Below are 25,867 nucleotides of genomic sequence, written 5' to 3'. Positions count from 1 at the left end.
TATTACAAAACCATGAGGTAAATTCATAATGATTGAGCTGTCGCATTTAAAAATCATGATTGCACTGCACGAAAAAGGCACCCTAACGCAGGCAGCTGAGGCTTTATGTTTAACGCAATCTGCGTTATCTCACCAGATTCGTCACCTTGAAAAAAAGTTAAACGTAAAATTATGGCAGCGTTGTGGGCGTCGCCTGCGTTTAACGCCGGCGGGTGAGTTATTACTTAAAGTTGGCAAACAAACTGTGCCCACTTTAGTGCAAACAGAAATGACCTTGAAAGCAATGGGGCAAGGGTTACAGGGATTGTTGCGAATTGGTGTGGAATGTTATCCGTGCCATGAATGGTTAACCCAAGTGATCGCGCAGTTTTTACACACTCAGCCAAATATTGATATTGATATTATCAGAAAATTTCAATTTTCCGGGATCAACGGATTAATAAACCAACAGGTTGATTTACTAATCACGCCGGATTTTTATGAGCATAAAGAGTTACAATTTCATCCATTATTTGAATATGAACAAGTGCTGATCGTGCCCACAAAACATGCCTTAGCGAAAAAAAATTATATTGTTGCCGCGGATCTATGTGATCAGATGTTATTTACTTTTCCGATAGAAAAGCAGCGCTTAGATATTTTTCAATTATTTTTATGGCCCGATAAGGTTGAGCCTAAAGCACATAAACAAATTGAATCCTTGGCTATTATGCTACAGATGGTTGAACATCAGCGTGGCGTTTGTGTATTACCTGAATGGTTAGCCGACAGTTACAGTCTTCAATATCATGTTAAAAAAATACGTTTGGGTAAAAAAGGTATTTATAAAACACTCTATGCGGCGATTAAAAAAGAAGATCAAAACGTCTCTTATATTAACGCTTTTATTAAACTGGGGATGGATACACGCTAAACCTTATCATGCAAGGATCAGCATAGGGATGTTTTATGCCAATAGAGATGACCTTCATAATTTATTTCTTGAACTATAATGATCTCGGGTTTAAATCATAAAAAAAGGAAATATTATGAAGGATAAAATGCTTACTTTTCTGGCGTTAATGACGGTGTTTGTTGTTGGCTTTTCTTATGCAGCCGGGTCAGATGGCGGTCAAGGCAAGGGTAGTCAAGGTGCGGGTGGTCAAGGCATGGGCAACCTAAGCCAGATGGCCAATAAAATTAATACGCAGGTCAGGTATCGGCTTACCTATCAGGAAATGGATAAAAATACCGATGGGCAAGTGACAGAAGAAGAATACCAAGCTGTTATTGCGCAACGTAGAGAGAAAAATCCTGGTCTGGGCGCAAATCAAAATGCCAATATGTTCACTTTTAAAGAGCTGGATTTGAATGGCGATGCGCAGCTTAGCCAGGAAGAGTTTAATCAGCATCTAGCAATTACTAATAATAGTCGCAGGTTAAAACAATAAAAAGCAGCACTCAAAATAACTGGGCAGTTATGTTCACTTTTGAAGAGCTGGATTTGAATGGCGATGCGCAGCTTAGCTAGGAAGAGTTTAATCAGCATCTAGCAACTACTAATAACCGTCGCAGGGTAAAACAGTAAAAGCAGCGCACTCAAAATAACCGGGCAGTCCACTACCCGGTTATTTTTATATCCATCAAGCTACGTTTACACTAGTAGTAACGGATCTATTATATATTCATGACCTAATTTCATTATGCCCTTAATATTCTTACAAAAAATTCACCACAGACACTTCATCAGACTGCGAAACTTTGTTTCAATTCTTCTTCTTCTTCAACAGAGTTAAAGGAGGAAAACACAAAATAATAACCAGCTTAGTAACTTTTTTCTTAGCCTTTACTCTGTGTAGCGCAGCGTCTCTGTGTCCTCTGTGGTAATACCTTTAATGTTTTTAAAAAATGTACCAGACACATTTTATCATTAAAATCAATAGCTTATTTAAGTCCGAAGGCACTAAGCCCGCTCTTTTAATAAATAAATTAACTCCAGCGCTTTTTTGGGGGTTAACTCATCGGGATTAATGTTGGCCAATAATAGCAGAGCCTGATTCGTTTGCGCGTCATCAAAAGCTAAGGTTGTCTGCAGCGGTTTTTCATTTAAGTTCGCTTGAGGCTGCGAGCCTAATTCTAATTGACGTAATATATTTTTGGCATTACTCACCACCTCTTTTGGCACACCCGCTAATGCGGCAACCTGCAAACCGTAACTTTTATTAGCGGCACCTTCCTGTACTGCATGCAAAAAGGCAATAGCATCACCATGTTCAACGGCATCCAGGTGAACATTGACTAACTCGGGAATATTTTCAGGTAGCTTGGTTAACTCAAAATAATGCGTTGCAAAAAGCGTGTAGGCTTGGATTTTTTTGGCTAATTGTTCAGCACATGCCCAAGCCAGAGATAAACCGTCAAAAGTACTGGTGCCCCGGCCTATTTCATCCATTAATACCAAACTGTTTTTGGTGGCATTATGCAAAATATTAGCCGTTTCGGTCATCTCAACCATAAAAGTGGAACGTCCACTGGCAAGATCATCCGATGCACCAATCCGTGTGAAAATACGATCCACAGGGCCTATTTTTGCCTGCTGAGCAGGGATGAAACTGCCGATATGTGCCATTAATACCATTAGTGCAACCTGGCGCATATAAGTGGATTTTCCGCCCATATTAGGACCCGTAATAATCAGCATACGACGCTTATCATTAAGCATAACCGGATTGGCAATAAAAGGTGTTTTACTCACTTGTTCAACGACCGGATGACGGCCTTCTTCAATCTCAATACCATTTTCAGCTTGTAAGGTAGGGCGCACATAATTGAGTGTCACAGCGCGTTCTGCAAGGTTATTAAGGACATCTAACTCGGCCAGTGCTTGCGCGGTTGACTGTAAATTTTGCAGATGCGGTAATAACAGGTCGATTAACTGCTCATAGAGCTTTTTTTCTAAGGCGAGCGCTTTGCCTCGGCTCGATAAAACCTTATCTTCATGCTCTTTTAATTCAGCAATAATATAACGTTCGGTATTTTTCAGTGTCTGCCGGCGGATGTAGTGGGCAGGAACAATATCTGATTGTGAACGACTGGTTTCTATATAATAACCATGCACACGGTTATAGCCTACTTTTAAGGTGCTGATGCCGGTTGCCTGACGTTCGCGAGTTTCAAGTTGCTCAAGATAATCGGTTGCGCCTTTGGCAAGATTTCGCCACTGGTCTAACTCTTCATTATAACCCTCTTTGATAACCCCACCGTCGCGAATAATAACTGGTGGATTATCAATGACTGCTTTTTCTAATAATGTCAGCAGCTCTGGGTAAAGTCCCATCTCTTTATTGAGCTTACCGACTAATTCAGTTGGCAGGTCTGCGATCAGGTGCTGGAGTTCTGGTAAGAGTGAAAAAGCGGTACGCAAGCGCGTTAAATCGCGTGGACGGGCAGAGCGTAATGCCAATCGGGCAATAACACGTTCAACATCACCAATCTGTTTTAGGGGGTCAGCCAGGGCACTGCTTAGATCCTGTTCGATTAAGGTTTGGATCATCGTTTGGCGGTAAGTTAGCGTATTAAAATTGCGGATCGGTTGATGTATCCAACGTTTTAATAGTCTGCTTCCCATTGGTGTGACGGTGAAATCCAGTACTTCAGCTAAGGTATTATCAAAGCCGCCGGAAAGGTTCTGGGTTAACTCTAAGTTTTTTCGTGTTGCAGCATCTAAAATAACACTGTCAATATTTTTTTCTAACTGGATCGATTGTAAATGTGGCAAACTGGTGCGTTGGGTATCTTTAATATACTGCAGTAACGCGCCTGCGGCACAAAGCGCAACCTCTGCTTTTTCTACACCAAATCCGATTAAATCCTTGGTGGAAAATTGTTGATTTAATATTTTTTTGCTGGTGGCCAGCTCAAATTCCCATTCAGGGCGGCGACGAATGGTTTGTAGGTGCTCTATTAAATCCATATGTTCAAAGTTTTCAGGATATAAAAGCTCGGCAGGATTAAGGCGTTGTAGTTCTGCTTGTAAGGTTTCAGTATGCTGGAATTGATTAATAATAAAACGACCGCTACCAAGATCTAATGACGCAATGCCAAAGCTATTTTGTAACTGGTAGACCGAGCATAATAAATTGTCCTGACGATCGTTAAGTAAAGCTTCATCGGTAACAGTACCCGGCGTGATAATACGCACCAATTTTCGTTCAACAGGCCCTTTTGAAGTGGCTGGATCACCTATTTGCTCGCAAATTGCAATGGATTCTCCCATTGCAATTAATTTTGCTAAATATCCTTCTACACTATGGTATGGAACACCGGCCATGGGTATGGCATTACCACCGGTTTTACCACGTTGGGTTAAAGAAATACCCAGAAGCTGTGAGGCTTTACGTGCATCATCAAAAAATAATTCGTAAAAATCACCCATGCGATAAAAAAGGAGAGTGTCGGGCACTTCGCTCTTGATGGTTAAAAATTGTTGCATCATTGGGGTATGTTGTTGTAATTGTTGCGCACTTAGCGTCATAATGAATACACTTAATAGATGATAACTTTATATAATAAGAACACTTGAATTTACATTTCCAATTGTATTGGATCTTTATTGGAGAAAACTTATGTTCACTGAAAGAACCGTTCAAGAATTAGCGCAAGTCCTAGGCGACAAACTCAACCAGGCTGGGTTCGTTGTCACGACCGCAGAATCCTGTACCGGTGGTGGTGTAGCATACGCTATTACTGAGATTTCTGGAAGTTCACAGTGGTTTGACCGAGGTTTTGTGACCTATAGCGATCAAGCGAAAATACAGATGTTAGGCGTCGAAAAATCGGTGATTAAAGGCTTTGGCGCAGTTTCTGAGCAGGTGGTTGAAGCAATGGCTGTTGGTGCGGTAACCCATTCTGATGCGGATATCGCGGTGGCCATTAGTGGGATTGCAGGGCCTGAAGGTGGCAGCGATGAAAAACCCGTTGGCACTGTGTGCATCTCTTGGTATAACGTTCATTCGACCAGTAAAACTGAAACATATTTATTTACCGGCGACCGTTCTGAAGTTCGAACGCAGGCGATACGCCTCGCATTACTTGGTTTAATTGAGGCCATTGATATAGAATGATTAGGCGAATACACTGATTACACTGGACGGATGATAAAAACATAAAAAGCACTTGATACTGTGTAAATCAACAGTATACTTAGTCCCAAATACTGAGTGCATATACAGTTAAATAAAAGCATGATCACACAAATCTGGAGATAAAATGAGTCAGGATAAAAACAAAGATAAAGCATTAGCCGCAGCCCTTGGACAAATTGAAAAACAATTTGGTAAAGGTTCAATCATGCGTTTAGGTGATGATGCAGCATCGATGGAAATTGATTCTGTTTCAACTGGCTCATTAAGTTTGGATGTTGCGTTGGGTATAGGTGGCTTGCCCTACGGCCGTTGTGTTGAAGTTTATGGTCCGGAGAGTTCGGGTAAGACAACCCTAACCTTACAAGTTATTGCCGAAGCGCAAAAACAAGGTAAAACCTGTGCATTTATTGATGCCGAACATGCACTTGATCCGACTTATGCCAAAAAACTCGGCGTGGATGTTGACAACCTGCTTATCTCTCAGCCGGATACCGGTGAGCAAGCATTAGAAATCTGTGACATGCTGGTGCGCTCTGGTGCAGTAGGTGTGGTGGTGGTAGATTCCGTTGCCGCGTTAACACCTAAAGCTGAGATTGAAGGCGATATGGGTGATTCACACATGGGTCTGCAAGCACGTTTAATGTCGCAAGCATTACGTAAATTAACCGGGAACATCAAACAGACCAATACTATGGTTATTTTCATTAACCAAATCCGCATGAAGATCGGTGTTATGTTTGGCAATCCCGAAACGACTACGGGTGGTAATGCGCTTAAGTTCTATGCTTCTGTTCGTTTAGATATCCGCCGTATTGGCGCGATTAAAAACGGTGAAGAAATTATTGGTAATGAAACACGCGTAAAAGTGGTTAAAAATAAAGTCGCGCCACCTTTTAAGCAAGCAGAGTTTCAGATTCTATATGGTAAAGGTATTAACCATTTCGGTGAGTTGGTTGACTTAGGTGTTAAACAAGAGTTTGTTGAAAAAGCGGGTTCTTGGTACTCGTACAATGGTGCTAAAATTGGTCAAGGTAAGAGCAATGCAAGCCAGTATTTAAAAGATAACCCGGCATCAGCCGAAGAGCTTGAAGCTAAAATTCGCGAAGCGTTAATGCCGAAAGCAGAAGTCATTGAAGATAAAAAAATAATTGCAGAGAAAAAAGTAACTGAAGATAAAAAAGTAACTGCCTCAGAGGGTTAATTAGCTCAATTAAATTTGTATGGCTGTGCTACAGACTATGCAACAGGGCAAACAAAAAGGCGTGATATTTCACGCTTTTTTTGTTTGCCAGATGACAGTTTGCAATGATTAAGCTAATAGCCATTTTAGTAATAGAAAGAATCAACCTTAGAAACGTTACCAGATAAGATCAATTTCAGACTGTTATTATTATCCTTCCTTTATTGCCATGAATTTTAAAAAGGCGAGGATTAAGACAATGATTTACTTCCCAATAAGCGCTATGTAGATTTTTGCCTCCTATTTTTTACTGTCCCGTCATACCCCAAAAAAACAGTTCAGGTTAAAAATAATAGTGAAAGAAGCACAAATGGTTTCATTATTAATGTAAATTAAATCGATCCTTAGTTCGCTTCTTTGTCCTTTTCAAGTGACATGCTATATTAAACTCTATTTATTTTTAACTTATTTGACGTTTTTTTATTCACCCATCCATAGAATAACGGAACAGATACTTCACATGGAATAACTCATGATCAAATCAACTAATGAAATTCGTCAGGGGTTTCGCGACTTCTTCGTTAATAAAGGGCACCAAAGTGTAAGTACTGGTTCACTTGTACCTCACGATGATCCCACCTTGCTGTTCACCAATGCTGGCATGAATCAATTTAAAGATACCTATCTGGGTACCGAAAAAAGGGCTTATACAAGAGCCACATCCAGTCAATGCTGTGTGCGTGCCGGGGGCAAGCATAATGATTTGGACAATGTGGGTTATACCGCGCGTCATCATACCTTTTTTGAGATGTTAGGGAATTTTAGCTTTGGTGATTATTTTAAGCGTGAGGCGATTGGTTTTGCGTGGGAATATTTAACCGTTGAATTGGGGCTGCCAAAAGATAAGTTGTGGGTCACCGTTTTTGATGAAGATCTGGAAGCCGAAAAAATATGGATCGAAGAGATAGGTGTGGATCCTAAGTGCGTATTACGTATTGGTGCAAAAGATAACTTTTGGTCAATGGGAGATACGGGGCCCTGTGGTCCTTGTAGCGAAATATTTTATGATCATGGTGAAGATGTTTGGGGCGGTCCTCCTGGCACAGCCGAAGAAGATGGCGATCGTTTTATCGAGATCTGGAATATCGTCTTTATGCAGTACAATCGTCATGCCGATGGCACTATGGAAAATTTACCTAAACCTTCTGTGGATACGGGGATGGGACTTGAACGTATTTCTGCGATTATGCAAAACTGCCATTCAAACTACGAGATTGATCTTTTCCAGGGTTTAATCAAAAAAGTTGCCGAAGTAACCGGCGCAAGCGATCTGGAAGACAAGTCGTTACGTGTTGTGGCTGATCATATTCGTTCATGTGGTTTCTTAATTTGTGATGGTGTAATGCCTTCCAATGAAGGACGTGGTTATGTTTTACGCCGAATCATTCGTCGTGCAGTACGTCACGGTCATAAACTGGGTGCGAAGGACATTTTCTTCTTCAAAATATATGACGAATTAATTAATCAGATGGGTGACGCTTACCCGGAACTATCAAAACAACGTTTATTTGTGGAAAAAATATTACGCCGGGAAGAGGAGCAGTTTGCAAAAACGCTGGATCGTGGTTTACAGATCTTAGATAATGAATTGGATCATCTTGAAGGTCAGGTGATCCCTGGTGATGTTGTTTTTAAACTGTACGATACCTTCGGCTTTCCTGCTGATTTGACTGCCGATATCGCCCGTGAACGAGGCTTGACAATAGATGAAGCTGGTTTTGATAAAGCCATGGCTGAGCAGCGTAAACGTGCGCAACAAGCAAATAATTTTGGCATAGATTACAATAAGACCCTTATTATCGATCAAAAAACTGAATTTATTGGCTATGAAACACTGCAAGGTGCGGCAACGGTAACTCATTTAGTTGTGGAGGGTGCTTTTGTTAATGCATTAAAAGAAGGTGATAGTGGACAAGTTATTTTATCAGCAACCCCGTTTTACGCTGAAGCTGGCGGGCAATCTGGGGATGCCGGTAAGTTAATACTTAATAATGGCGTATTTGTGGTCACCGATACTAAAAAATCCGGCGATGCATTTGTGCATAGTGGTTATGTCGGTATGGGCTCCGTGAAAGTTAATGACAAAGTGCATGCCGAAGTTGATACAGCGCGCCGTCAGTCTATTGCGTTACACCATTCTGCTACTCATTTATTACATGCGGCGCTGCGTAAAACCTTAGGTGAGCATGTTACTCAGAAGGGCTCCTTGGTCGACGCGGATAAATTACGATTTGATTTCTCCCATTTTGAAGCGCTGTCTGCGGACAGTTTGTCTGAAGTAACCTTCCTGGTGAATGAGGCAATTCGTAATAACTATGAAGTTGTGACTAAATTAATGGACATAGAAGAAGCGAAGTCTTCTAACGCTATGGCCCTATTTGGTGAGAAATACGATGAAATGGTACGTGTTGTACAGATGGGCGACTTCTCAACCGAGTTGTGTGGTGGTACTCATGCCAAGCGGACAGGTGATCTGGGATTGTTTTTGATTCGCTCTGAGTCGGGTATTGCTGCCGGCGTTCGTCGTATAGAAGCAACCGTTGGATCGGCTGCGGATCAGGTAATTTCAGAGTTACTCTATGAAGTTGATAAAGCCTGTGGTCTGGTTCGGGGAGATCATGTTAATTTAGGCGAAAAAATAGAACAGCTTGTGGATCGCAGTAAATTATTAGAAAAAGAGGTCGCCGAGCTTAAAGCAAAAATTGCGAGTGCAGCGGGCGCTAATCTGATTGATAATGCCATTGAAATAAACGGTGTAAAGGTTGTTATTGCAAATATCGAAGGAATAGATCCTAAATTATTGCGTGATAGTGTTGATCAAATGAAAAATAAAATGCAATCCGGTATTGTTGTTTTAGCGACCGTAGCAGCCGATGATAAGGTCAGTTTAATCGCTGGCGTGAGCAAAGATTTAATCAAAAAAGTGAAAGCTGGCGAGTTAGTTAATCTCGTTGCCGGTCCTGTTGGTGGAAAAGGGGGTGGTCGTCCAGATATGGCCATGGCAGGAGGTAACAATCCTGCTGCGTTAGCTGATGCACTTGCATTAGTAGCACCCTGGTTAAGTGAGCGTTTGTAATAGGTAGATTTGCTATGTAAATAGCTTGAAGATATGGGAAATGACGATGGCATTATTAGTTCAAAAATACGGTGGGACCTCTGTAGGTAACATTGAGCGCATAAAAAGCGTGGCTGAAAAAATTAAAGCAACAAAAGCAGACGGTCACGATGTTGTGGTTGTATTATCCGCCATGTCGGGTGAGACAAATCGTATGATAGCGCTCGCAAAAGAGATAACAGCAAACCCAAGTCCTCGTGAAATGGATGTGTTGTTAACAACTGGCGAGCAAACGACCATTGCACTTTTATCAATGGCATTACATAGTTTAGGCCTTGATGCCGTCTCTATGACAGGTGACCAAATCCGTTTAAAGACAGACTCCTGTCATAGTAAGGCGCGTATTTTAGATGTTGAAACAAAAAATATTAAGGAGCATTTAAAACTTGGACGGGTGGTGGTAGTGGCAGGTTTTCAAGGCCGCTCGGAAACTAATGAGATTACTACGTTGGGTCGGGGAGGCTCGGATACATCTGCGGTAGCTATTGCTGCGGCTTTAAAAGCGGACGAATGCCAAATTTATACTGATGTTGACGGTGTTTATACAACGGATCCGCGTGTTGAACCCAATGCTCGCCGTTTAGATAGGATTACCTTTGAAGAGATGCTTGAAATGGCGAGCTTAGGCGCTAAGGTTTTACAAATTCGCTCAGTCGAGTTTGCTGGAAAATATAATGTACCACTTCGTGTCCTATCAAGTTTTAAAGATGGTGGCGGCACGCTAATCTGTTATGAGGAAAATAAAATGGAATCTCCTGTCATCTCCGGTATTGCGTTTAATCGTGATGAAGCTCGTTTAACCTTATCGGGTGTACCAGATAAACCGACCGTTGCTGCACAAATTTTATCGCCTATTGGTGATGCTAATATCGATGTGGATATGATAGTACAAAATACGCTGGGTAACGGGAAAACAGATTTTACTTTTACTGTGCATCGTGATGACTATGAGCAAACCAAGGAACTATTAGAGAAGGTATGTGTCTTATTACACGCTGATAATGTTCAGGGTAATAAGGAAATAGCAAAAGTTTCAGTTGTGGGCGTTGGAATGTGGAACCATCCGGGTGTTGCTAAAACCATGTTTGAAACACTGGGGCAAGAAGGTATTAATATGCACCAAATTGCAACGTCAGAAATAAAAATCTCAGTTTTGGTTGATAGTAAGTATCTGGAACTTGCTGTGCGGGCACTGCATAAAGCATTTAAACTTGCAGATGACCCGACAGAAGAAAAATAAATTTTGGGATATGGTGCAGTAAAAACACAGGCAAGATAGCCTGTACTGGTCCATACTTGATTTCAATGGATAGATTAATCCTAACAGGAGCTGGGGCATGCTTATATTAACACGCCGAGTTGGTGAAACACTGATGATAGGCGATAATGTTACCGTGACCGTTTTAGGTGTAAAAGGTAATCAAGTAAGAATTGGTGTAAACGCACCGAAAGAAGTATCGGTTCACCGTGAAGAAATTTATATGCGGATTCAAGCCGAAAAAAGCGGTGAATAATCAATAATAATAAGCAATTATAATTTTATTCTCTTTAAAGGGCCTTCGGGCCCTTTTTTTTGATTTTAAATTATTTTTAACCCGCTCGTGGGGAAGCGCTGACCAATTTCATTATATTGCTGGGTTAATTTCAAAGAGGGTTACCCTTTTCTAATATTATGCTTTAACCCTTGCAGGGTATAAAAGCTCGGATTGAGAAGCTAATTAATCAATTTGGTATAATAAATAAGCAAACAGAAGTGAGTTGTCAAAAAGTGTTTGACTTGTTTTTAGAAGGCCGTACTATGTGCACCACAAGACGACGGTGGGGTGGCCGAGTGGCCGAAGGCGCTCCCCTGCTAAGGGAGTAACGGGTTTGTAGCCCGTTCGAGAGTTCGAATCTCTCCTCCACCGCCATTCTTGTAGATTCTTAAAGCGGGTGTAGCTCAGCTGGATAGAGTACCTGGCTACGAACCAGGTGGTCAGGGGTTCGAATCCCTTCACCCGCACCATCTTTTTTTGCAGGAAGTGGTGAGCACTAAGAATCAAATATTAAAAACAAAAGAATATCGTGGCGGGTGTAGCTCAGCTGGATAGAGTACCTGGCTACGAACCAGGTGGTCAGGGGTTCGAATCCCTTCACCCGCACCATTCTTTATAAACTTACTTATGTAAGTTTTTTTGTTTTTAAGGGCTTTATAATATTAAATCCATTAATGTTATACACTATGCGGGTGTAGCTCAGCTGGATAGAGTACCTGGCTACGAACCAGGTGGTCAGGGGTTCGAATCCCTTCACCCGCACCAATTTCAAGAACTCTCTCTGCTCAATATCTGTAATCTTCAATTCCCTATAATATTTATATAATTCATTAAGTTATTACTAAAATAAATTTTATACTGGTCATAAAACAATCAAAAAAATATATCCCAATCTCTTTTTCACATTACTTTTCTTTTTTTGTGTTGCACCTCTCTTTTTATAAAGTCTATGCTTCTATAGCGCTACGGATATATGATTTTATAGAGCATACTCATATATGCTTTTATGGAAATACTGAATGTTTAAACTAACCGTTATGCACTATTCACATTTGAGGTAAAAAAAAGTACACTTAATATGCTGTTAAGGTGCGGTTTAATGCACTCATGTATATTACGTTAGCGTTATATCAAGGGGTTGATAGATAAAAAAAAATATTTTTGAATATTTATTCATTATAAGGCGTTTATTGAAATGTATCGACTAGATCAGTGTAGAAAAGGATAGAAGAATTATGGATATCACTCAGTTACTGTTTACCGCGTTGCAATTGTTAGGTCTAGGGATGGGTTTCGTCTTTCTGTTTTTAGGTTTATTAATGGTTATTGTCAATTTGATGGCAAAATACATTCCCCAAGAACAGCCCGTTGCTGATAAAAAAAGGGCTCAGCAAAGCGCCACAGAATCTGCAATTAATCCCGCAATTATAGCCGCTATTACCACGGCTGTGCATCAATATCATAAAACTAAAACCGCACAATAGGAAATGAAAAATGAAGGAGCAAGTAAATATGTCTAAGCCTCTCGGCATCACTGAAGTTGTCCTACGCGATGCGCATCAATCATTATTTGCAACACGGATGCGCACTGAGGATATGTTACCTATTGCGGAGAAGTTGGATAAAATTGGCTTCTGGTCATTAGAGACATGGGGTGGGGCTACATTTGATTCCTGTATCCGCTTTTTAGGAGAAGATCCATGGGAACGCCTGCGTGCTTTAAAAGCAGCCATGCCTAATACGCCTCAGCAAATGTTATTACGCGGTCAAAATTTATTAGGTTACCGCCATTATGCCGATGATGTTGTTGAAAAATTTGTAGAGCGTGCCCATACCAATGGTGTGGATGTCTTCCGTATATTTGATGCAATGAATGATGTGCGCAATTTTGAAACCGCGGTTAAATCGGCGGTTAAAATTGGTGCGCACGCCCAGGGTGCTATTTCTTATACCACTAGCCCTGTGCACACTGTTGATAACTGGGTCGATATGGCAAAACGCCTTGAGGATATGGGATGTCATTCTTTATGTATTAAAGATATGGCGGGTTTATTAAAGCCCTATGTTGCAGAAGAGTTGATTACAAAAATCAAGGCAAGTACCAATATTCCGTTAGCGTTACATTGTCATGCAACGACTGGCCTTAGCATCGCAACGCACCAAAAAGCGATTGATTCCGGTATTGATATTATTGATTCTGCCATCTCTTCTATGTCGATGACCTATGGACATACTCCAACTGAAACACTTGTTTCAATTGTTGAAGGTGAAGCGCGAGATACGGGTCTAGAACTGCCTAAACTTGCAGAGATATCCGCTTACTTTCGTGATGTCCGTAAAAAATATGTGAAATTTGAAGGTGAATTAAAAGGTGTTGATCCGCGCATCCTGATTGCCCAAGTGCCCGGCGGCATGTTAACTAACATGGAAAGCCAGCTTAAAGAGCAGGGCGCTGCAGACAAGATGGATCAAGTGTTGGCCGAAATCACCGCAGTGCGTAAAGATCTTGGTTATATTCCGCTGGTTACCCCGACCTCTCAAATTGTCGGTACGCAAGCTGTTATTAATGTATTGATGGGCGAGCGTTATAAAAATATAACCAAAGAAACTGCCGGCGTGTTAAAAGGAGAGTATGGCGCAACACCAGCTCCTGTTAATGCTGAGCTGCAGGCGAAAGTATTAGAGGGCGGAACTGCAATTACTTGTCGTCCTGCTGATAACATTGCGCCTGAAATGAAAAATATCCAGGCCGAATTTAAGAAACTTGCCACTGAAAAAGGCATTAAAATTGCGCAACATGAGACTGATGATGCATTGATTTATGCTTTATTTCCTGAAATTGGTCTTAAATTTTTAGAAAACCGTAATAACCCCGATGCATTTGAGCCCGTCCCCAGCGCTGACGATGTTAAACCAGCGGCTAAAACGGCAACTAAGGCGCAACAAGGTGGTGCAGAAACTTATTCAGTGGCCGTTGATGGGCAATTATATACTGTCCAAGTTGGCCCTGAAGGCAGTGTGGAAGGCATAAAAGCAGGACCGCCGAGCGCAACTTTGTCAGCCTCAGCCTCAGCTTCAACCGAAGCGACAGTGATGAGCGAGGAATTACCAGCACCATTGGCGGGTAATATCTTTAAAGTGTTGGTTAGTGAAGGTGAGAAGGTTGAGGAAGGCGATGTGCTTTTGATAATGGAAGCGATGAAGATGGAAACTGAGATTCGAGCACCAAAATCGGGGGTTATCCAAGGCGTTTTTGTCAAAGAAGGTTCTTCTGTTGCCGTGGGTGAAACCCTGTTTAAAATAGCTTAAGGAAGATAACGTGGATGGATTAATAACACTTTGGGCAGATACGGGTATAGCACATTTTACCTTTCCTGATCTGGTCATGATTGCTGTAGGTCTCTTATTATTATACCTCGCAATAGTACGTAAATTTGAGCCGTTGTTGCTATTACCAATTGGTTTTGGCGCAATTTTAGCAAACATACCTAATGCTGGTTTTACCGAACCGGGCGGCATACTTTATTACATCTACCATGTGGGTATTGAAACGGGGGTTTTCCCGTTAATTATCTTTATGGGGGTTGGGGCACTGACGGATTTTGGTGCTTTAATTGCGAATCCTAAAACATTGTTTTTAGGAGCTGCTGCTCAGTTTGGTATTTTTACTACATTATTTGGTGCTATTTTACTTAATTTAGTGCCTGGTTTTGAATTTAGCCTGCAGGATGCTTCTGCTATTGCCATTATTGGTGGCGCCGATGGTCCGACTGCGATTTTCTTAGCATCTAAGCTTGCGCCTGACTTGCTTGGACCTATTGCTGTTGCGGCTTATTCATATATGGCACTGGTACCCTTGATCCAGCCACCCATTATGCGCGCTTTAACGACTCAAGCTGAGCGTGAAATTAAGATGGAACAGTTACGTCCTGTCAGTAAAAGAGAAAAAATTATTTTCCCTCTGGCAGTATTGTTAATGACTATCTTATTTTTACCGGCGGCAACACCGCTTGTTGGGATGTTCTGCTTAGGTAACCTGATGCGTGAGTCAGGCGTTGTTGAGCGTTTAAGCAACACCGCACAAAATGAGCTTATTAATATAGTGACTATCTTTTTAGGCTTGGGCGTAGGTTCAAAGTTATCGGCAGATAAGTTCTTAAATCTGGAAACCTTAGGTATTTTAGGATTGGGCGCGATTGCCTTTTCTATCGGCACCGCATCGGGTGTGCTAATGGCAAAACTGATGGGCAAATTTTCCAAAGATAAAATAAACCCATTAATCGGTGCGGCAGGGGTTTCAGCTGTTCCAATGGCTGCACGAGTTGCAAATAAGGTTGGTTTAGAGGCAAACCCTCATAACTTCCTGTTAATGCATGCGATGGGCCCCAATGTTGCGGGCGTACTTGGTAGTGCCGTTGCCGCGGGTGTGCTTTTAGCAATCGTAGGGTAACTTACTGCTTCTATTAAGTTTTTTATAAAGGCCACTTTATTAAGTGGTCTTTTTTATGGGTAAAGGAGTTTCATTTGTGGTCTGAATTAATTGTTTTGTTGGTCAGTAGTTTTGTTTCTGCCACTTTATTTCCCGGAGGATCTGAATTTTTACTGATTTATTATATAAAAAATAATCCAAGTGACCTTTGGTGGTATTTTAGTGCTGTGACGCTGGGCAACAGTTTGGGTGCACTTAGCAGCTATTTTTTGGGTTTCTATGTTTGTGGTGGAATGGAAAAAGCGAAGTCTAAATACTTGAAAACGTGGATATTTTGCAAAAAATATGGCCTATGGGCCTTATTATTAAGCTGGTTGCCCGTTGTTGGCGATTTTATTCCTTTGGCGGCAGGCTGGTTAAAACTGCCCATCTTTCGCTCTATTTTATTGATAACATTAGGCAAAGCGTTGCGTTATGCTGTTATCACATTCGCTACACTGTCATTAATCTAAGCATTTCTTTATATTTTCCCCCGGAACAACAGTTATTTATATGTTGTTCGGCGCTTATTATTTTTTTGAACTTGTAAATGGTATCTTTATTAAGGTACTCTGCTGAGACTTTTCGTTATTTCAAAGGGTAAGCTCTTGTCTCTCAATTTTAATCAGCGTTTAGCTGTTTTTGAACAACAATCACAATCTCTTGAAGGTTTTGGCCGTGGTATTGAACGCGAAGCTTTACGCGTGACGCCCGATGGGGGCTTATCGCAAAATAGCCATCCCTATGCTTTTGGCAGCGCTTTATGTCACAGTACGATCACCACTGATTATGCTGAAGGCCTATTAGAGTTTATCACCCCCGTCGCTAAAGATGTCGATCAGCTATTTGCCTATTTAAACGATGTTCACCATTACGCGGCTAAAAATTTAGAAAATAATGAAACATTATGGCCTATCAGTATGCCCTGTTTTATTAATAATGAAGACTCAGTTGAACTTGCCCAGTTCGGTTCATCTAATGTTGGAAAAATGAAAACCGCCTATCGTCAAGGGTTAAAAAATCGTTATGGCAGTATGATGCAGGTCATCGCTGGTGTGCATTATAACTTTTCATTTCCGGATGGTTTTTGGGACGCCTGGGCTAAAGCCAATCAATCACCTTTAACGGGAAAAGAGGCTCAGTCTGCAGGTTATATGGGGTTAATCAGGAATTACTTGCGTTTTGGCTGGGTTATTCCTTATCTGTTTGGGGCATCTCCGGCACTTTGTAAATCCTTTTTACAGGGTAAAAAAACACACTTCAAATTTAAAGAAACGGGCTCAGGAACAATTTATTTACCTTATGCAACGTCGTTGCGTATGAGTGATTTAGGTTATACAAGCAGTGCTCAATCTTCACTTGATATTTGTTATAACAGTCTTGATAATTATATCGGCTCAGTGCGCAAAGCTTTAACGCAAAAAAATTCAGACTTTGTTCATTTAGGTATTAAAGAAAATGATGAATATATTCAACTAAATGACAATGTACTACAAATTGAAAACGAGCTTTATGCTTCGATTCGTGCAAAACGGGTGCAGAAAGAGGGTGAAACACCTTTGCAGGCATTAGATGCGCGCGGTATTGAGTATGTTGAAATCCGTTCTTTAGATGTAAATCCATTTTCTGAAGTAGGTATCACAGAAGAGCAGGTAAATTTCTTGGATCTGTTTCTTACCTGGTGTGCGATGACTCCCTCTGAGAGTATCTCTAAATTACAATCGCAGCACTTTTCAGAAAACTTAAATAAAGTGGTGACAGAAGGCCGCCGGCCTAATTTAATGCTGGAAATCGATGGAAAAGAGCAAAATGTAGCGGCTTGGGGGGATTGGTTAACGGGGCAGTTAAAAGAACTTGCTGTTGTCATGGATAAAGAAAGTGCTTCAGATCGTTATCAGAATGCCATTGCCCACATTGCGCCTCGCTTTGCTTCGCCAGAATTAACCAGTTCTGCGCGAATTTTAGAAACCCTTAAAGAGGGGGATTTAGATAACGGCCGGTTAGCATTGAATTTATCGAAAACTTATAAAGAAAAGTTAATAAAGCAGAACTATCAGGTTTGGTCTGATGCTTTCTTTGAAAATGAAAAAATAATTTCTGAGAAAAAACAGAAAGAAATAGAAGAAAGTGACAATCTGGATTTTGATGGATACCTGCAGAACTATTTTTTAAATGCGCAAAAAAAATAGTAACGATGGGATTATAAAAACTTAAGTTATATGCCCAAATGACTGAATATGCAGGAATCTGGCTCTTCAAGTCATTTGGGTGTAGCGATTTATAAAGCTGATGGATCTGTTTTAAAGTGCACTGTTAACAGTACTATGCTGCTGGCATAATTGACGTTGCATCCTTACAAATAGACTCTAAGATTAAGCGATTGCTGTTACTTAGCATAATAGATTTTTATAGGTTGGTGAAGCGTATTTTTGGAAGGATATTTAATGAAAATTAAACAGACAATAATATATATTATTAGCGTTCTGATGTTAACGTCATGTGCCAGCCCACCCCCTCGTAATCCAGATAATCTTTGTGATATTTTTACTGAAAACAGAGATTGGTATAATGCATCTAAAAATATGAATGAAAAATGGGGCACCCCGATTCATGTTCCTATTGCAATGATGTATCAAGAGAGTAGTTTTAAGCACAATGCTGCGCCACCGATGCAATACTTCTGGTTTATTCCCATTGGCAGAGCAAGTGATGCCTATGGTTATGCCCAGGCTAAAAAGATGACTTGGGATGACTATCAGCGCGAAACCGGCAATGGCTGGGCAGATCGTGATGATTTTGACGATGCCATCGATTTTATGGGCTGGTTCACCTATAAAACTCAGAAAATAAATGGCGTGTCTAAATGGGATGCTTACGGGCAGTACCTCAATTATCATGAGGGCTGGAGTGGGTATAAACATGCCAGTTATAGAAAAAAACCTTGGTTAACACAGGTCGCTAAGAAAGTGGATAACCGTGCCAAACAATATGCCGGACAATTAAAAACCTGTCAGGACAATTTAGATTCCAGTTGGTTATGGCGGTTATTTTTTACTTAACCGTTGATTAAATATATTTTTAAAAAGGAGTTCCAATGCCATTATTAGATAGTTTTACCGTTGATCATACGATTATGAATGCCCCTGCGGTTCGCATAGCGAAGACCATGCAAACCCCGAGCAAAGATACGATCACCGTCTTTGATTTGCGTTTTACGGTGCCCAATGAAGATCTCTTGTCGGAAAAAGGGATCCATACCCTAGAGCATCTTTATGCGGGATTTATGCGCAATCATTTAAATAGCCCTGATGTTGAAATTATTGATATTTCACCCATGGGTTGTCGAACTGGATTTTATATGAGTTTGATTGGGAGCCCAAGTGAGACTGAGGTTGCCAATGCCTGGTTGGCCGCGATGCGTGATGTGTTAGCTGTAGAGCATCAGGAAGAGATTCCTGAGCTTAATAAGTACCAATGCGGGACTTATGCGATGCACTCGCTTGCTGAGGCAAAAACCATTGCTCAAGCGGTTATTGATGCCGGCGTCGGCACTAATAAAAATGCAGATATCACCTTATCGGATGAACAATTAAAGCAGCTTTAAGCGCTGCCGTTAATTGAAGAATACGAATATAGCAATCTAGATTGTTATATTCGTATAAAAAGTAGTAGCGCTGTTATTATGGATTATCAGGACAGACTATCTATTGTTTTTTGTAAAGCTGGGGCATCACCCTGACCAGTTTAACCTTATTGTTTTCCACTTCTAAGATTTCCATAGGATAACCGCAGATACGCGCACTGATATGTCCTTTAGGTATTTCTTCAAGATATTCTAAAATCAGACCATTCAAAGTACGAGGTCCATCTGTTGGCAGCTTCCAACCCATTTCTTTATTGATATCGCGAATACCCAGACTACCTTCAATAATATAAGAATTATCTTTTTGCTTGTAAATTTCCTGCGAGCTGTGGGGCTCCTGTGTGGTCGTAAAGTCACCAACTATTTCTTCTAAAATGTCGGCAAGTGTTACTAACCCCTGAATATCCCCATATTCATCTACCACTAAACCGATACGCTCCTTATTATGCTGAAATTTAATCAGTTGGGTATTTAAAGCAGTGCCTTCGGGAATAAAATATAATCCTCTCACACTACGTAACAGGCTTGTTTTTGTGAAATCCCCTTTAAGGAGAATCAGGAGAGAATCGCGCGCATGCACAAAACCTATCGCATCATCAATGGTATCCCGGTATAAAAGTGTCATTGTATGAGTACGATGTTGTAATTGTTTGAGAATAGTCTCCCAATCATCGTTAATATTGATTGCGGCAATCTCATTACGTGGGATCATTATTTCGTCAACGGTGACTTTTTCAAGCTCCAGAATACTCAGCAACATCTGCTGGTGATGCGCTGGAATCATTGAGCCTGCCTCATGCACCACTGAGCGTAATTCATCGCTTGATAGCGCTTGATCATCCGTATGGTTAACATTGACACCAAAAATTCGTAACAGGGTATTGGATATACCATTGATTAACCATACCAGTGGGCTGAGCAATTTTTGTAACGGGCGCAAAATAAATGAACTTGGAAAGGCGATTTTTTCGGGGTAGAGCACGGCTAAGGTTTTTGGGGTCACTTCGGCAAAAATCAAAATAATTAAAGTCAGTATACCGGTCGCTATAGCAATGCCGGCATCACCAAATAAACGTTGACCTATGATGGTTGCAATCGCCGACGCTAAAATATTAACTAAGTTATTACCTATTAAGATCAGGCCAATAAGTTTGTCCGGTTCTTTAAGTAAATTTTCAACGCGTATTGCTACTTTGTTTTTACCCTTTGCAAGGTGCCGTAAGCGATAGCGATTTAATGACATCATGCTGGTTTCTGAGCTAGAAAAATAAGCTGAAATAATAATTAAAATTCCAAGGGTGATCAGTAATCCACTAGTGGGTATGACGTCCAAATGTCCTCTCTTTGTATTCAATAAAAATTAACGGGTTTTAGGTCTGCGATAGTAGCGAAAAAATGAGCATAAAACAAAAACGATTATTTTAATCGGTTAAAAATAGTCATTGAACGGCTTTTTTGTCCCATTTATCAATCTATAAGTTAATTTTTCATTATTTCTATTAACAGATGATAATAGATCGCCCGTACATTTAAGCAAACTTCGTTAAACATACTTTTATTAATTTTATTTAATGTCGAACAAAAAGTGCTGCCTGAGTCGTTCAGAGGTACATGTATTATGCCACAGACAGACAATTAAATGTTTCGTTAATCAATACCCGCCTGCTGGGTATCAGTTATTGCCAGCCTGACAGGCACTGCAAATATTATTTTCAATAAAAGCGGTGCGCGATCAGGTTATTTCTCACTGAGAACAGTTAAATGTTGTTTAGCTAAGTATAATTTCACGGACAAATCGACTGCCAAAATAGGCGAGAGTTAAGAAAGAGGAGGCAACAATAGTGATATAAACAATCAATTGTCCCCGCCAACCTTTTGTATAATGTCCCCATAATAAAATCGCATAAATTATCCATGCGATTATCGACAGGATAGCTTTATGTGCCTTTCCCTGTGCAAACATATCTTCCAAGAAAATAAATCCGGTTATCAGGGTACAACTTAATAAAATAAAGCCAATAAAAATAAACTGAAATAAGCTTTTTTCCAGAGTCATCAAAGGTGGCATATTAGTCATTGCTAAGGGCCGTTTATGATTTTTTAATCGATAATTAATGTAGGCAAGTTGTAATGCAAAAAGGCTGGCAATACTAAGGATTGCATAGGCTAACAGGGCCAAAATAATATGCGATCCGATGGCCGGATGTATTTCTAAATGGGTAATAAAATGGCTTGGAAAATACGCAACAGCAATAAAGTTAATAATATTAAATCCATATATCACCGGTAACAAAACGCCCGTATTAAGGCGCTTACCCATTATTGCTGTCAGTAATGCGATTAAAAATCCAATTAAAGACACAACATTTAACATCGGCAGGTTTTGCCCGTTAAGTAAGAAAATATTTTGATATAACCAGACTACGTGGGTAGAGAGCGCGATGATTGTTGATCCAATAAAACACTTGTAAAAAGGTTTTGTTCGATTAAATAATATATTGACCGCTAAGCCACCACCGATCAAATAAAAAGTCGCGACAATTAATGCCCAGTAATCCATATCAACTCACTCTTGTTATTTATATTGCAGTTATTATAATAACCCATCAATTCGTTATCTTCTAGGGTAACAATTCGGCCTAGCGTTTGATCTTGGCATTTTGTCATAAAGCGTTTAAATATCAACATATTACACCTGACCTTTTGACGTTTTAAGGCGATCGAATTTCACTCTGTTTGATTCTTCCCCTATTGTACCCTCAGCTTTGGGCTTAAAATAGTGAAAATCTCTTCTTTATTAATTACTTGAGGGGGTGGCAGTCACTGTAAATATTATGACACAGGATAGCCCTAACCTGGCGAACAATTAAGATTAAATCCGCTGTTATTTACAAATTACCTCATCTATTTTGCCGCAGGTGATTTGTGATGGGCTATTGAAATTAGATGCTGCCGATTTAATTCTATTATTAAGCCGTCTTCAGGAACGCTTTGTCGATTCTAATTGCTTGTTATTGCCCGCCCCAGTCACGGTGAATCTGCATATTCAGGTAGTATGGGTATTAATAAGTGCGTATAATAAATTTTATTTTTAGCAACGAGAGCTGAGTATGTTTGAGAATTTAACCGAACGACTGTCGAAAACCCTGAAAAATGTCAGTGGCAAAGGACGCTTAACCGAAGATAATATTAAAGATACCCTGCGTGAAGTGCGCATGGCTTTACTCGAAGCCGATGTTGCGTTACCTGTTGTTCGTGATTTTATAGAAGCGATAAAGACACGTTCTGTTGGTCAAGATGTTGCTAAAAGTTTAAGCCCCGGTCAAGCCTTTATTAAAATTGTTCAAAATGAGCTTGAATTGGCAATGGGGGAAGTTAACGAATCATTAGATCTTGCCACTCAACCCCCCGCTATTTTATTGATGGCAGGCTTGCAGGGAGCGGGTAAAACAACCTCGGTTGCTAAACTTGGCCGATTATTAAAAACCCGCGATAAAAAAAGTGTGTTAGTGGTCAGTGCCGATATTTATCGTCCTGCTGCGATCAAACAACTTGAAACACTTGCTGCTGAAGTGGGTGTCGAATTCTTTCCAAGTGATATTACGCAAAAACCCATTGATATTGCTAATGCGGCGATAGCTTACGCTAAAAAGAAATTTATTGATGTTGTGATTGTCGATACCGCCGGTCGTTTGCATGTCGACGGCGAAATGATGGATGAGATTAAAGATCTTCATCGTGCCATTAAACCGATTGAAACACTCTTTGTTGTTGATGCGATGACCGGTCAAGATGCAGCCAATACCGCTAAATCTTTCAATGAAACATTACCCTTGACGGGGATTATATTAACTAAAGCCGATGGTGATGCACGCGGTGGTGCAGCACTTTCTATCCGTCATATTACGGGTAAACCGATTAAATTTATTGGTATGGGCGAAAAAGTAGATGCGTTAGAGGCTTTTCATCCAGACCGAATTGCCTCACGAATTTTAGGTATGGGTGATGTTCTTTCATTAATCGAAGAACTTGAAACTAAGGTCGACAAAGAAAAAGCGGAAAAATTAGCGCGTAAAGTTAAAGCCGGTAAGGGGTTTGATTTAGAAGACTTTCGTGAGCAGTTAATACAGATGAAAAGTATGGGTGGCATGACGGGCATGATGGATAAATTGCCGGGCATGGGGAAAGTGCCTAGCGGTGTTAAAAATCAGGTTAATGATAAAAGTACAGATCAGATGGAAGTGATCATTAATTCGATGACCAAAAAAGAGCGTGGCAAACCAGAAATAATTAAAGGTGGTCGTAAACGCCGGATCGCAGCAGGCTCTGGTACACAAATCCAAGATGTGAATAGATTATTAAAACAATTTATGCAAATGCAGAAAATGATGAAAAAGATGTCGGGTAAAGGTGGTATGCGTAAAATGATGGGCAGTATGCAGGGTATGATGTCTGGCGCAGGTGCCCCTCCCGGGCGGAGATGATTTTAGAAACAAATCAGCGCATTAATATTTTTTTATAGTCTACTCAATAAGCTCAAGTTGATTGTTTTCACCGTCTTCTTGGGCTTTTTTGATCCACTGAACTGTGATTCTAGTCGCTTAACTGCGGTGAAAGTGTGATTTATATTGTTCTTTTGCCTGATAAGAGTATAATTTTGCAGCTTTCTACAAAAGCAGGTGGTCAGAATATTCTGGCTTACGACGTTTAATAATAAATAGAGGACGATATGGTAACTATTCGTTTAACTCGTGGTGGCGTTAAAAAACGCCCATTCTACCAAGTGGTAGTAACTGATAGCCGTAGCCCGCGTGACGGTTGTTTCCTTGAAAAAGTAGGCTTCTTTAACCCTACAGCACAAGGCCAAGCAGAAAGATTACGTTTAGATACAGATCGCATCAACCATTGGGTTGGTCTTGGCGCACAGCTAAGTGATCGTGTTGCTAAACTTGTAAAAGATAACGCAGTAGCTGCTTAAATTGCAGTTAGGTGAGGGGAGATCGGTGAGCAAAAAAGCAGAACCAATTGTAATCGGTAAGTTTGGTGCGGTTCATGGTATCAAAGGCTGGTTGAAAGTTCACTCCTACACCGATGATCCTGAAAGCATTTTTGAATATAAGCCTTTGTTAATGAAGTCAAAAGGGCAGTTTCAAGAAGTTAATATAGCTGATTGGAAACGTCACAGTAATGGTTTTGTTGCAAAAATAGTAGGATTTGATGTTAGAGAAGAAGCACAAGCCTTAGTCGGTTTAGAGCTGCTCGTTGACTCAGATAAGCTTCCTAATTTGGAAGAGGATTTCTATTGGCGTGATTTAATCGGGTGTCAGGTTAAAACTGACAATGGTTACGATCTGGGTGTTGTCACCGAGATCATGGAAACAGGCTCAAATGATGTGCTTGTTGTAAAAGCCAACTCGAACGATGCTTTCGGACAGAAAGAGCGATTAATCCCGTTCATCGACAAGCAAGTAATTTCCAACGTGGATATTACAAGCAAATTAATTCAAGTTAATTGGGAACCTGATTTCTGAATACCCTAGGAGAAAAGTGATGTGGATAGGGGTTGTAAGCCTCTTCCCGGATATGTTCCGGGCCATTAGCGACAATGGGGTAACAGGTCGAGCGGTAAAAAATAAGCTGCTTTCTATTCAATGTTGGAATCCTCGTGATTTCACCTTGGATAAACATAGAACGGTTGATGATCGTCCCTATGGTGGTGGGCCTGGCATGTTAATGATGGTGAAACCTTTAAGGGATGCCATTTTAGCTGCCAAAAAGGCTGCAAGGGAAGCAGGGCACGAGGCAAAGGTGATTTATCTTTCTCCTCAAGGTAAGCGTTTAGATCATTGTGGCGCGCAGTTATTATCAGGCTCTGATGCTTTGATATTAGTGGCTGGGCGTTATGAGGGTGTAGATGAGCGTTTAATAGAAAGCCTGGTTGACGAAGAATGGTCAGTTGGTGATTATGTTTTAAGTGGTGGTGAGTTGCCAGCCATGATTTTAATTGATGCTGTGGTGCGTTTTGTACCCGGTGTGTTAGGTCATGTGTTATCAGCCGAGCAGGACTCCTTCGCGGATGGATTGCTTGATTGCCCCCACTATACGCGACCTGAGGTGCTAGATGGAAAGCAAGTGCCAAGTGTATTATTAAGCGGTGATCATGAAAAGATTCGTCTTTGGCGATCAAAACAAGCACTGCAACGCACGAAACAAAGAAGGCCCGATTTATTAAATAACCTAGCTCTGACTGACGAGCAAGCTAAATTGCTTGCTGCACTGGAAAGTGACTCCGACTGACCAGCGATGTTATTGGCTAACTAGGTAATAAAGGTATTAAAATGAGCAATATTATACAAGCAATTGAAAAAGAACAAATGCGTAGCGATATGCCTAAATTTGCACCAGGTGATACTGTTATTGTACGTGTTCGCGTAAAAGAAGGTGAAAAAGAGCGTCTTCAAGCATTTGAAGGTGTTGTTATTGCTAAGCGTAACCGTGGTTTACACTCTGCATTTACCGTTCGTAAAATGTCGTCGAATGGTGAAGGTGTTGAGCGTGTATTCCAAACTCACAGCCCAATTGTAGGAAGCGTTGAAGTTAAACGTCGCGGTGTGGTTCGCCAAGCTAAACTGTACTACTTACGTGAACTTACTGGTAAGAAAGCGCGTATTAAAGAGAAGCTTGGCAAGAAGAAGTAATTTCTTGTCAAATTGTCATACAGCAAGGCCTGTTTAGATTGGCTT

The 25,867-nt window shown here is 40.7% G+C and carries 22 protein-coding genes and 4 tRNA genes; 23 read left to right on the top strand and 3 right to left on the bottom strand.

Annotated features, from left to right (window positions below; translation table 11 throughout):
- The first annotated feature begins 28 nt into the window (after positions 1 to 28).
- Together PING_RS17480 and PING_RS17475 are read left to right on the top strand one after the other, a co-directional pair.
- The gene (locus PING_RS17480; RefSeq protein ID WP_011771623.1) at positions 29 to 913 is read left to right on the top strand and encodes a LysR family transcriptional regulator; all 885 of its coding nucleotides are present in this window, start codon (positions 29 to 31) and stop codon (positions 911 to 913) included.
- 115 nt (positions 914 to 1,028) lie between these two features.
- Positions 1,029 to 1,430: an EF-hand domain-containing protein gene (locus tag PING_RS17475; protein WP_011771622.1), complete on the top strand. Its 402-nt coding sequence runs from the start codon at positions 1,029 to 1,031 to the stop codon at positions 1,428 to 1,430.
- A 512-nt stretch (positions 1,431 to 1,942) separates the two neighbouring features.
- Here PING_RS17475 and mutS read toward each other — a convergent pair.
- Positions 1,943 to 4,513: a DNA mismatch repair protein MutS gene (gene mutS / locus PING_RS17470; RefSeq protein WP_011771621.1), complete on the bottom strand. Its 2,571-nt coding sequence runs from the start codon at positions 4,511 to 4,513 to the stop codon at positions 1,943 to 1,945.
- A gap of 91 nt (positions 4,514 to 4,604) precedes the next feature.
- Between mutS and PING_RS17465 the strand changes: the two genes are divergently transcribed.
- From PING_RS17465 to luxS, 16 genes are all read left to right on the top strand, one after another.
- The gene (locus tag PING_RS17465) at positions 4,605 to 5,102 is read left to right on the top strand and encodes a CinA family protein (RefSeq protein WP_011771620.1); all 498 of its coding nucleotides are present in this window, start codon (positions 4,605 to 4,607) and stop codon (positions 5,100 to 5,102) included.
- 145 nt (positions 5,103 to 5,247) lie between these two features.
- Entirely contained in the window at positions 5,248 to 6,324 is a 1,077-nt protein-coding gene (gene recA / locus PING_RS17460) for a recombinase RecA (protein ID WP_011771619.1), read from the top strand.
- 511 nt (positions 6,325 to 6,835) lie between these two features.
- On the top strand, positions 6,836 to 9,439 hold the full coding sequence (gene alaS / locus PING_RS17455; protein WP_011771618.1) for an alanine--tRNA ligase: 2,604 nt from the start codon (positions 6,836 to 6,838) through the stop codon (positions 9,437 to 9,439).
- Between the two features lie 46 nt (positions 9,440 to 9,485).
- A complete protein-coding gene (locus PING_RS17450; protein WP_011771617.1) occupies positions 9,486 to 10,718 on the top strand; it encodes an aspartate kinase in 1,233 nt (410 codons plus the stop codon).
- Positions 10,719 to 10,815: 97 nt separating this feature from the next.
- Positions 10,816 to 10,992 carry a carbon storage regulator CsrA gene (gene csrA / locus PING_RS17445; RefSeq protein ID WP_011771616.1) on the top strand — a complete coding sequence of 59 codons (177 nt, stop codon included), beginning with the start codon at positions 10,816 to 10,818 and terminating at the stop codon, positions 10,990 to 10,992.
- A 303-nt stretch (positions 10,993 to 11,295) separates the two neighbouring features.
- A tRNA-Ser gene (locus tag PING_RS17440) sits at positions 11,296 to 11,388 on the top strand.
- Positions 11,389 to 11,406: 18 nt separating this feature from the next.
- Positions 11,407 to 11,483, top strand: a tRNA-Arg gene (locus PING_RS17435).
- A 62-nt stretch (positions 11,484 to 11,545) separates the two neighbouring features.
- Positions 11,546 to 11,622, top strand: a tRNA-Arg gene (locus PING_RS17430).
- A 79-nt stretch (positions 11,623 to 11,701) separates the two neighbouring features.
- Positions 11,702 to 11,778 (top strand) — tRNA-Arg (locus PING_RS17425).
- A 470-nt stretch (positions 11,779 to 12,248) separates the two neighbouring features.
- Positions 12,249 to 12,497, top strand: a complete 249-nt coding sequence (locus PING_RS17420) for an oxaloacetate decarboxylase subunit gamma (RefSeq protein ID WP_011771615.1) — start codon at positions 12,249 to 12,251, stop codon at positions 12,495 to 12,497.
- 28 nt (positions 12,498 to 12,525) lie between these two features.
- Positions 12,526 to 14,322, top strand: coding sequence for a sodium-extruding oxaloacetate decarboxylase subunit alpha (oadA, locus tag PING_RS17415; RefSeq protein WP_041766668.1), 1,797 nt, complete (start codon positions 12,526 to 12,528; stop codon positions 14,320 to 14,322).
- A 10-nt stretch (positions 14,323 to 14,332) separates the two neighbouring features.
- Positions 14,333 to 15,463, top strand: coding sequence for a sodium ion-translocating decarboxylase subunit beta (locus PING_RS17410; protein ID WP_011771613.1), 1,131 nt, complete (start codon positions 14,333 to 14,335; stop codon positions 15,461 to 15,463).
- Positions 15,464 to 15,537: 74 nt separating this feature from the next.
- Positions 15,538 to 15,954: a YqaA family protein gene (locus PING_RS17405; protein WP_011771612.1), complete on the top strand. Its 417-nt coding sequence runs from the start codon at positions 15,538 to 15,540 to the stop codon at positions 15,952 to 15,954.
- 135 nt (positions 15,955 to 16,089) lie between these two features.
- Complete coding sequence (gshA, locus tag PING_RS17400) at positions 16,090 to 17,670, top strand: glutamate--cysteine ligase (RefSeq protein ID WP_011771611.1); 1,581 nt, start codon at positions 16,090 to 16,092, stop codon at positions 17,668 to 17,670.
- Positions 17,671 to 17,925: 255 nt separating this feature from the next.
- Entirely contained in the window at positions 17,926 to 18,540 is a 615-nt protein-coding gene (locus PING_RS17395; RefSeq protein ID WP_011771610.1) for a transglycosylase SLT domain-containing protein, read from the top strand.
- 35 nt (positions 18,541 to 18,575) lie between these two features.
- A complete protein-coding gene (gene luxS / locus PING_RS17390) occupies positions 18,576 to 19,085 on the top strand; it encodes an S-ribosylhomocysteine lyase (protein ID WP_011771609.1) in 510 nt (169 codons plus the stop codon).
- A gap of 100 nt (positions 19,086 to 19,185) precedes the next feature.
- On the opposite strand, the gene PING_RS17385 is transcribed toward luxS, so the two are convergent.
- Together PING_RS17385 and PING_RS17380 are read right to left on the bottom strand one after the other, a co-directional pair.
- Complete coding sequence (locus PING_RS17385) at positions 19,186 to 20,457, bottom strand: HlyC/CorC family transporter (RefSeq protein ID WP_011771608.1); 1,272 nt, start codon at positions 20,455 to 20,457, stop codon at positions 19,186 to 19,188.
- Between the two features lie 435 nt (positions 20,458 to 20,892).
- A complete protein-coding gene (locus PING_RS17380) occupies positions 20,893 to 21,684 on the bottom strand; it encodes a cytochrome C assembly family protein (RefSeq protein ID WP_011771607.1) in 792 nt (263 codons plus the stop codon).
- A 550-nt stretch (positions 21,685 to 22,234) separates the two neighbouring features.
- Here PING_RS17380 and ffh point away from each other — a divergent pair.
- The 5 genes from ffh (at position 22,235) to rplS (ending at position 25,822) form a co-directional block, all read left to right on the top strand.
- Positions 22,235 to 23,608, top strand: coding sequence for a signal recognition particle protein (gene ffh / locus PING_RS17375; protein WP_011771606.1), 1,374 nt, complete (start codon positions 22,235 to 22,237; stop codon positions 23,606 to 23,608).
- 245 nt (positions 23,609 to 23,853) lie between these two features.
- Positions 23,854 to 24,102, top strand: a complete 249-nt coding sequence (gene rpsP / locus PING_RS17370) for a 30S ribosomal protein S16 (RefSeq protein WP_011771605.1) — start codon at positions 23,854 to 23,856, stop codon at positions 24,100 to 24,102.
- A 25-nt stretch (positions 24,103 to 24,127) separates the two neighbouring features.
- Positions 24,128 to 24,655: a ribosome maturation factor RimM gene (gene rimM / locus PING_RS17365; protein WP_011771604.1), complete on the top strand. Its 528-nt coding sequence runs from the start codon at positions 24,128 to 24,130 to the stop codon at positions 24,653 to 24,655.
- Positions 24,656 to 24,674: 19 nt separating this feature from the next.
- Entirely contained in the window at positions 24,675 to 25,421 is a 747-nt protein-coding gene (gene trmD, locus PING_RS17360; protein WP_011771603.1) for a tRNA (guanosine(37)-N1)-methyltransferase TrmD, read from the top strand.
- Between the two features lie 41 nt (positions 25,422 to 25,462).
- Positions 25,463 to 25,822, top strand: a complete 360-nt coding sequence (gene rplS, locus PING_RS17355) for a 50S ribosomal protein L19 (protein ID WP_011771602.1) — start codon at positions 25,463 to 25,465, stop codon at positions 25,820 to 25,822.
- Positions 25,823 to 25,867 lie beyond the last annotated feature (45 nt).

Origin of the sequence: Psychromonas ingrahamii 37 (genome assembly GCF_000015285.1) — a bacterium.
Classification (GTDB): Bacteria; Pseudomonadota; Gammaproteobacteria; order Enterobacterales; family Psychromonadaceae; genus Psychromonas; species Psychromonas ingrahamii.
This window is presented reverse-complemented; position numbering and strand designations above follow the sequence as displayed.

What these genes read in the sequence shown, in the direction of transcription:
- PING_RS17480 (WP_011771623.1), top strand. Translation starts at nt 29, where the DNA reads ATGATTGAGCTGTCGCATTTAAAAATCATGATTGCACTGCACGAAAAA.
- PING_RS17475 (WP_011771622.1), top strand. Translation starts at nt 1,029, where the DNA reads ATGAAGGATAAAATGCTTACTTTTCTGGCGTTAATGACGGTGTTTGTT.
- mutS (WP_011771621.1), bottom strand. Translation starts at nt 4,513, where the DNA reads ATGACGCTAAGTGCGCAACAATTACAACAACATACCCCAATGATGCAA.
- PING_RS17465 (WP_011771620.1), top strand. Translation starts at nt 4,605, where the DNA reads ATGTTCACTGAAAGAACCGTTCAAGAATTAGCGCAAGTCCTAGGCGAC.
- recA (WP_011771619.1), top strand. Translation starts at nt 5,248, where the DNA reads ATGAGTCAGGATAAAAACAAAGATAAAGCATTAGCCGCAGCCCTTGGA.
- alaS (WP_011771618.1), top strand. Translation starts at nt 6,836, where the DNA reads ATGATCAAATCAACTAATGAAATTCGTCAGGGGTTTCGCGACTTCTTC.
- PING_RS17450 (WP_011771617.1), top strand. Translation starts at nt 9,486, where the DNA reads ATGGCATTATTAGTTCAAAAATACGGTGGGACCTCTGTAGGTAACATT.
- csrA (WP_011771616.1), top strand. Translation starts at nt 10,816, where the DNA reads ATGCTTATATTAACACGCCGAGTTGGTGAAACACTGATGATAGGCGAT.
- PING_RS17420 (WP_011771615.1), top strand. Translation starts at nt 12,249, where the DNA reads ATGGATATCACTCAGTTACTGTTTACCGCGTTGCAATTGTTAGGTCTA.
- oadA (WP_041766668.1), top strand. Translation starts at nt 12,526, where the DNA reads ATGTCTAAGCCTCTCGGCATCACTGAAGTTGTCCTACGCGATGCGCAT.
- PING_RS17395 (WP_011771610.1), top strand. Translation starts at nt 17,926, where the DNA reads ATGAAAATTAAACAGACAATAATATATATTATTAGCGTTCTGATGTTA.
- luxS (WP_011771609.1), top strand. Translation starts at nt 18,576, where the DNA reads ATGCCATTATTAGATAGTTTTACCGTTGATCATACGATTATGAATGCC.
- PING_RS17380 (WP_011771607.1), bottom strand. Translation starts at nt 21,684, where the DNA reads ATGGATTACTGGGCATTAATTGTCGCGACTTTTTATTTGATCGGTGGT.
- ffh (WP_011771606.1), top strand. Translation starts at nt 22,235, where the DNA reads ATGTTTGAGAATTTAACCGAACGACTGTCGAAAACCCTGAAAAATGTC.
- rpsP (WP_011771605.1), top strand. Translation starts at nt 23,854, where the DNA reads ATGGTAACTATTCGTTTAACTCGTGGTGGCGTTAAAAAACGCCCATTC.
- trmD (WP_011771603.1), top strand. Translation starts at nt 24,675, where the DNA reads ATGTGGATAGGGGTTGTAAGCCTCTTCCCGGATATGTTCCGGGCCATT.
- rplS (WP_011771602.1), top strand. Translation starts at nt 25,463, where the DNA reads ATGAGCAATATTATACAAGCAATTGAAAAAGAACAAATGCGTAGCGAT.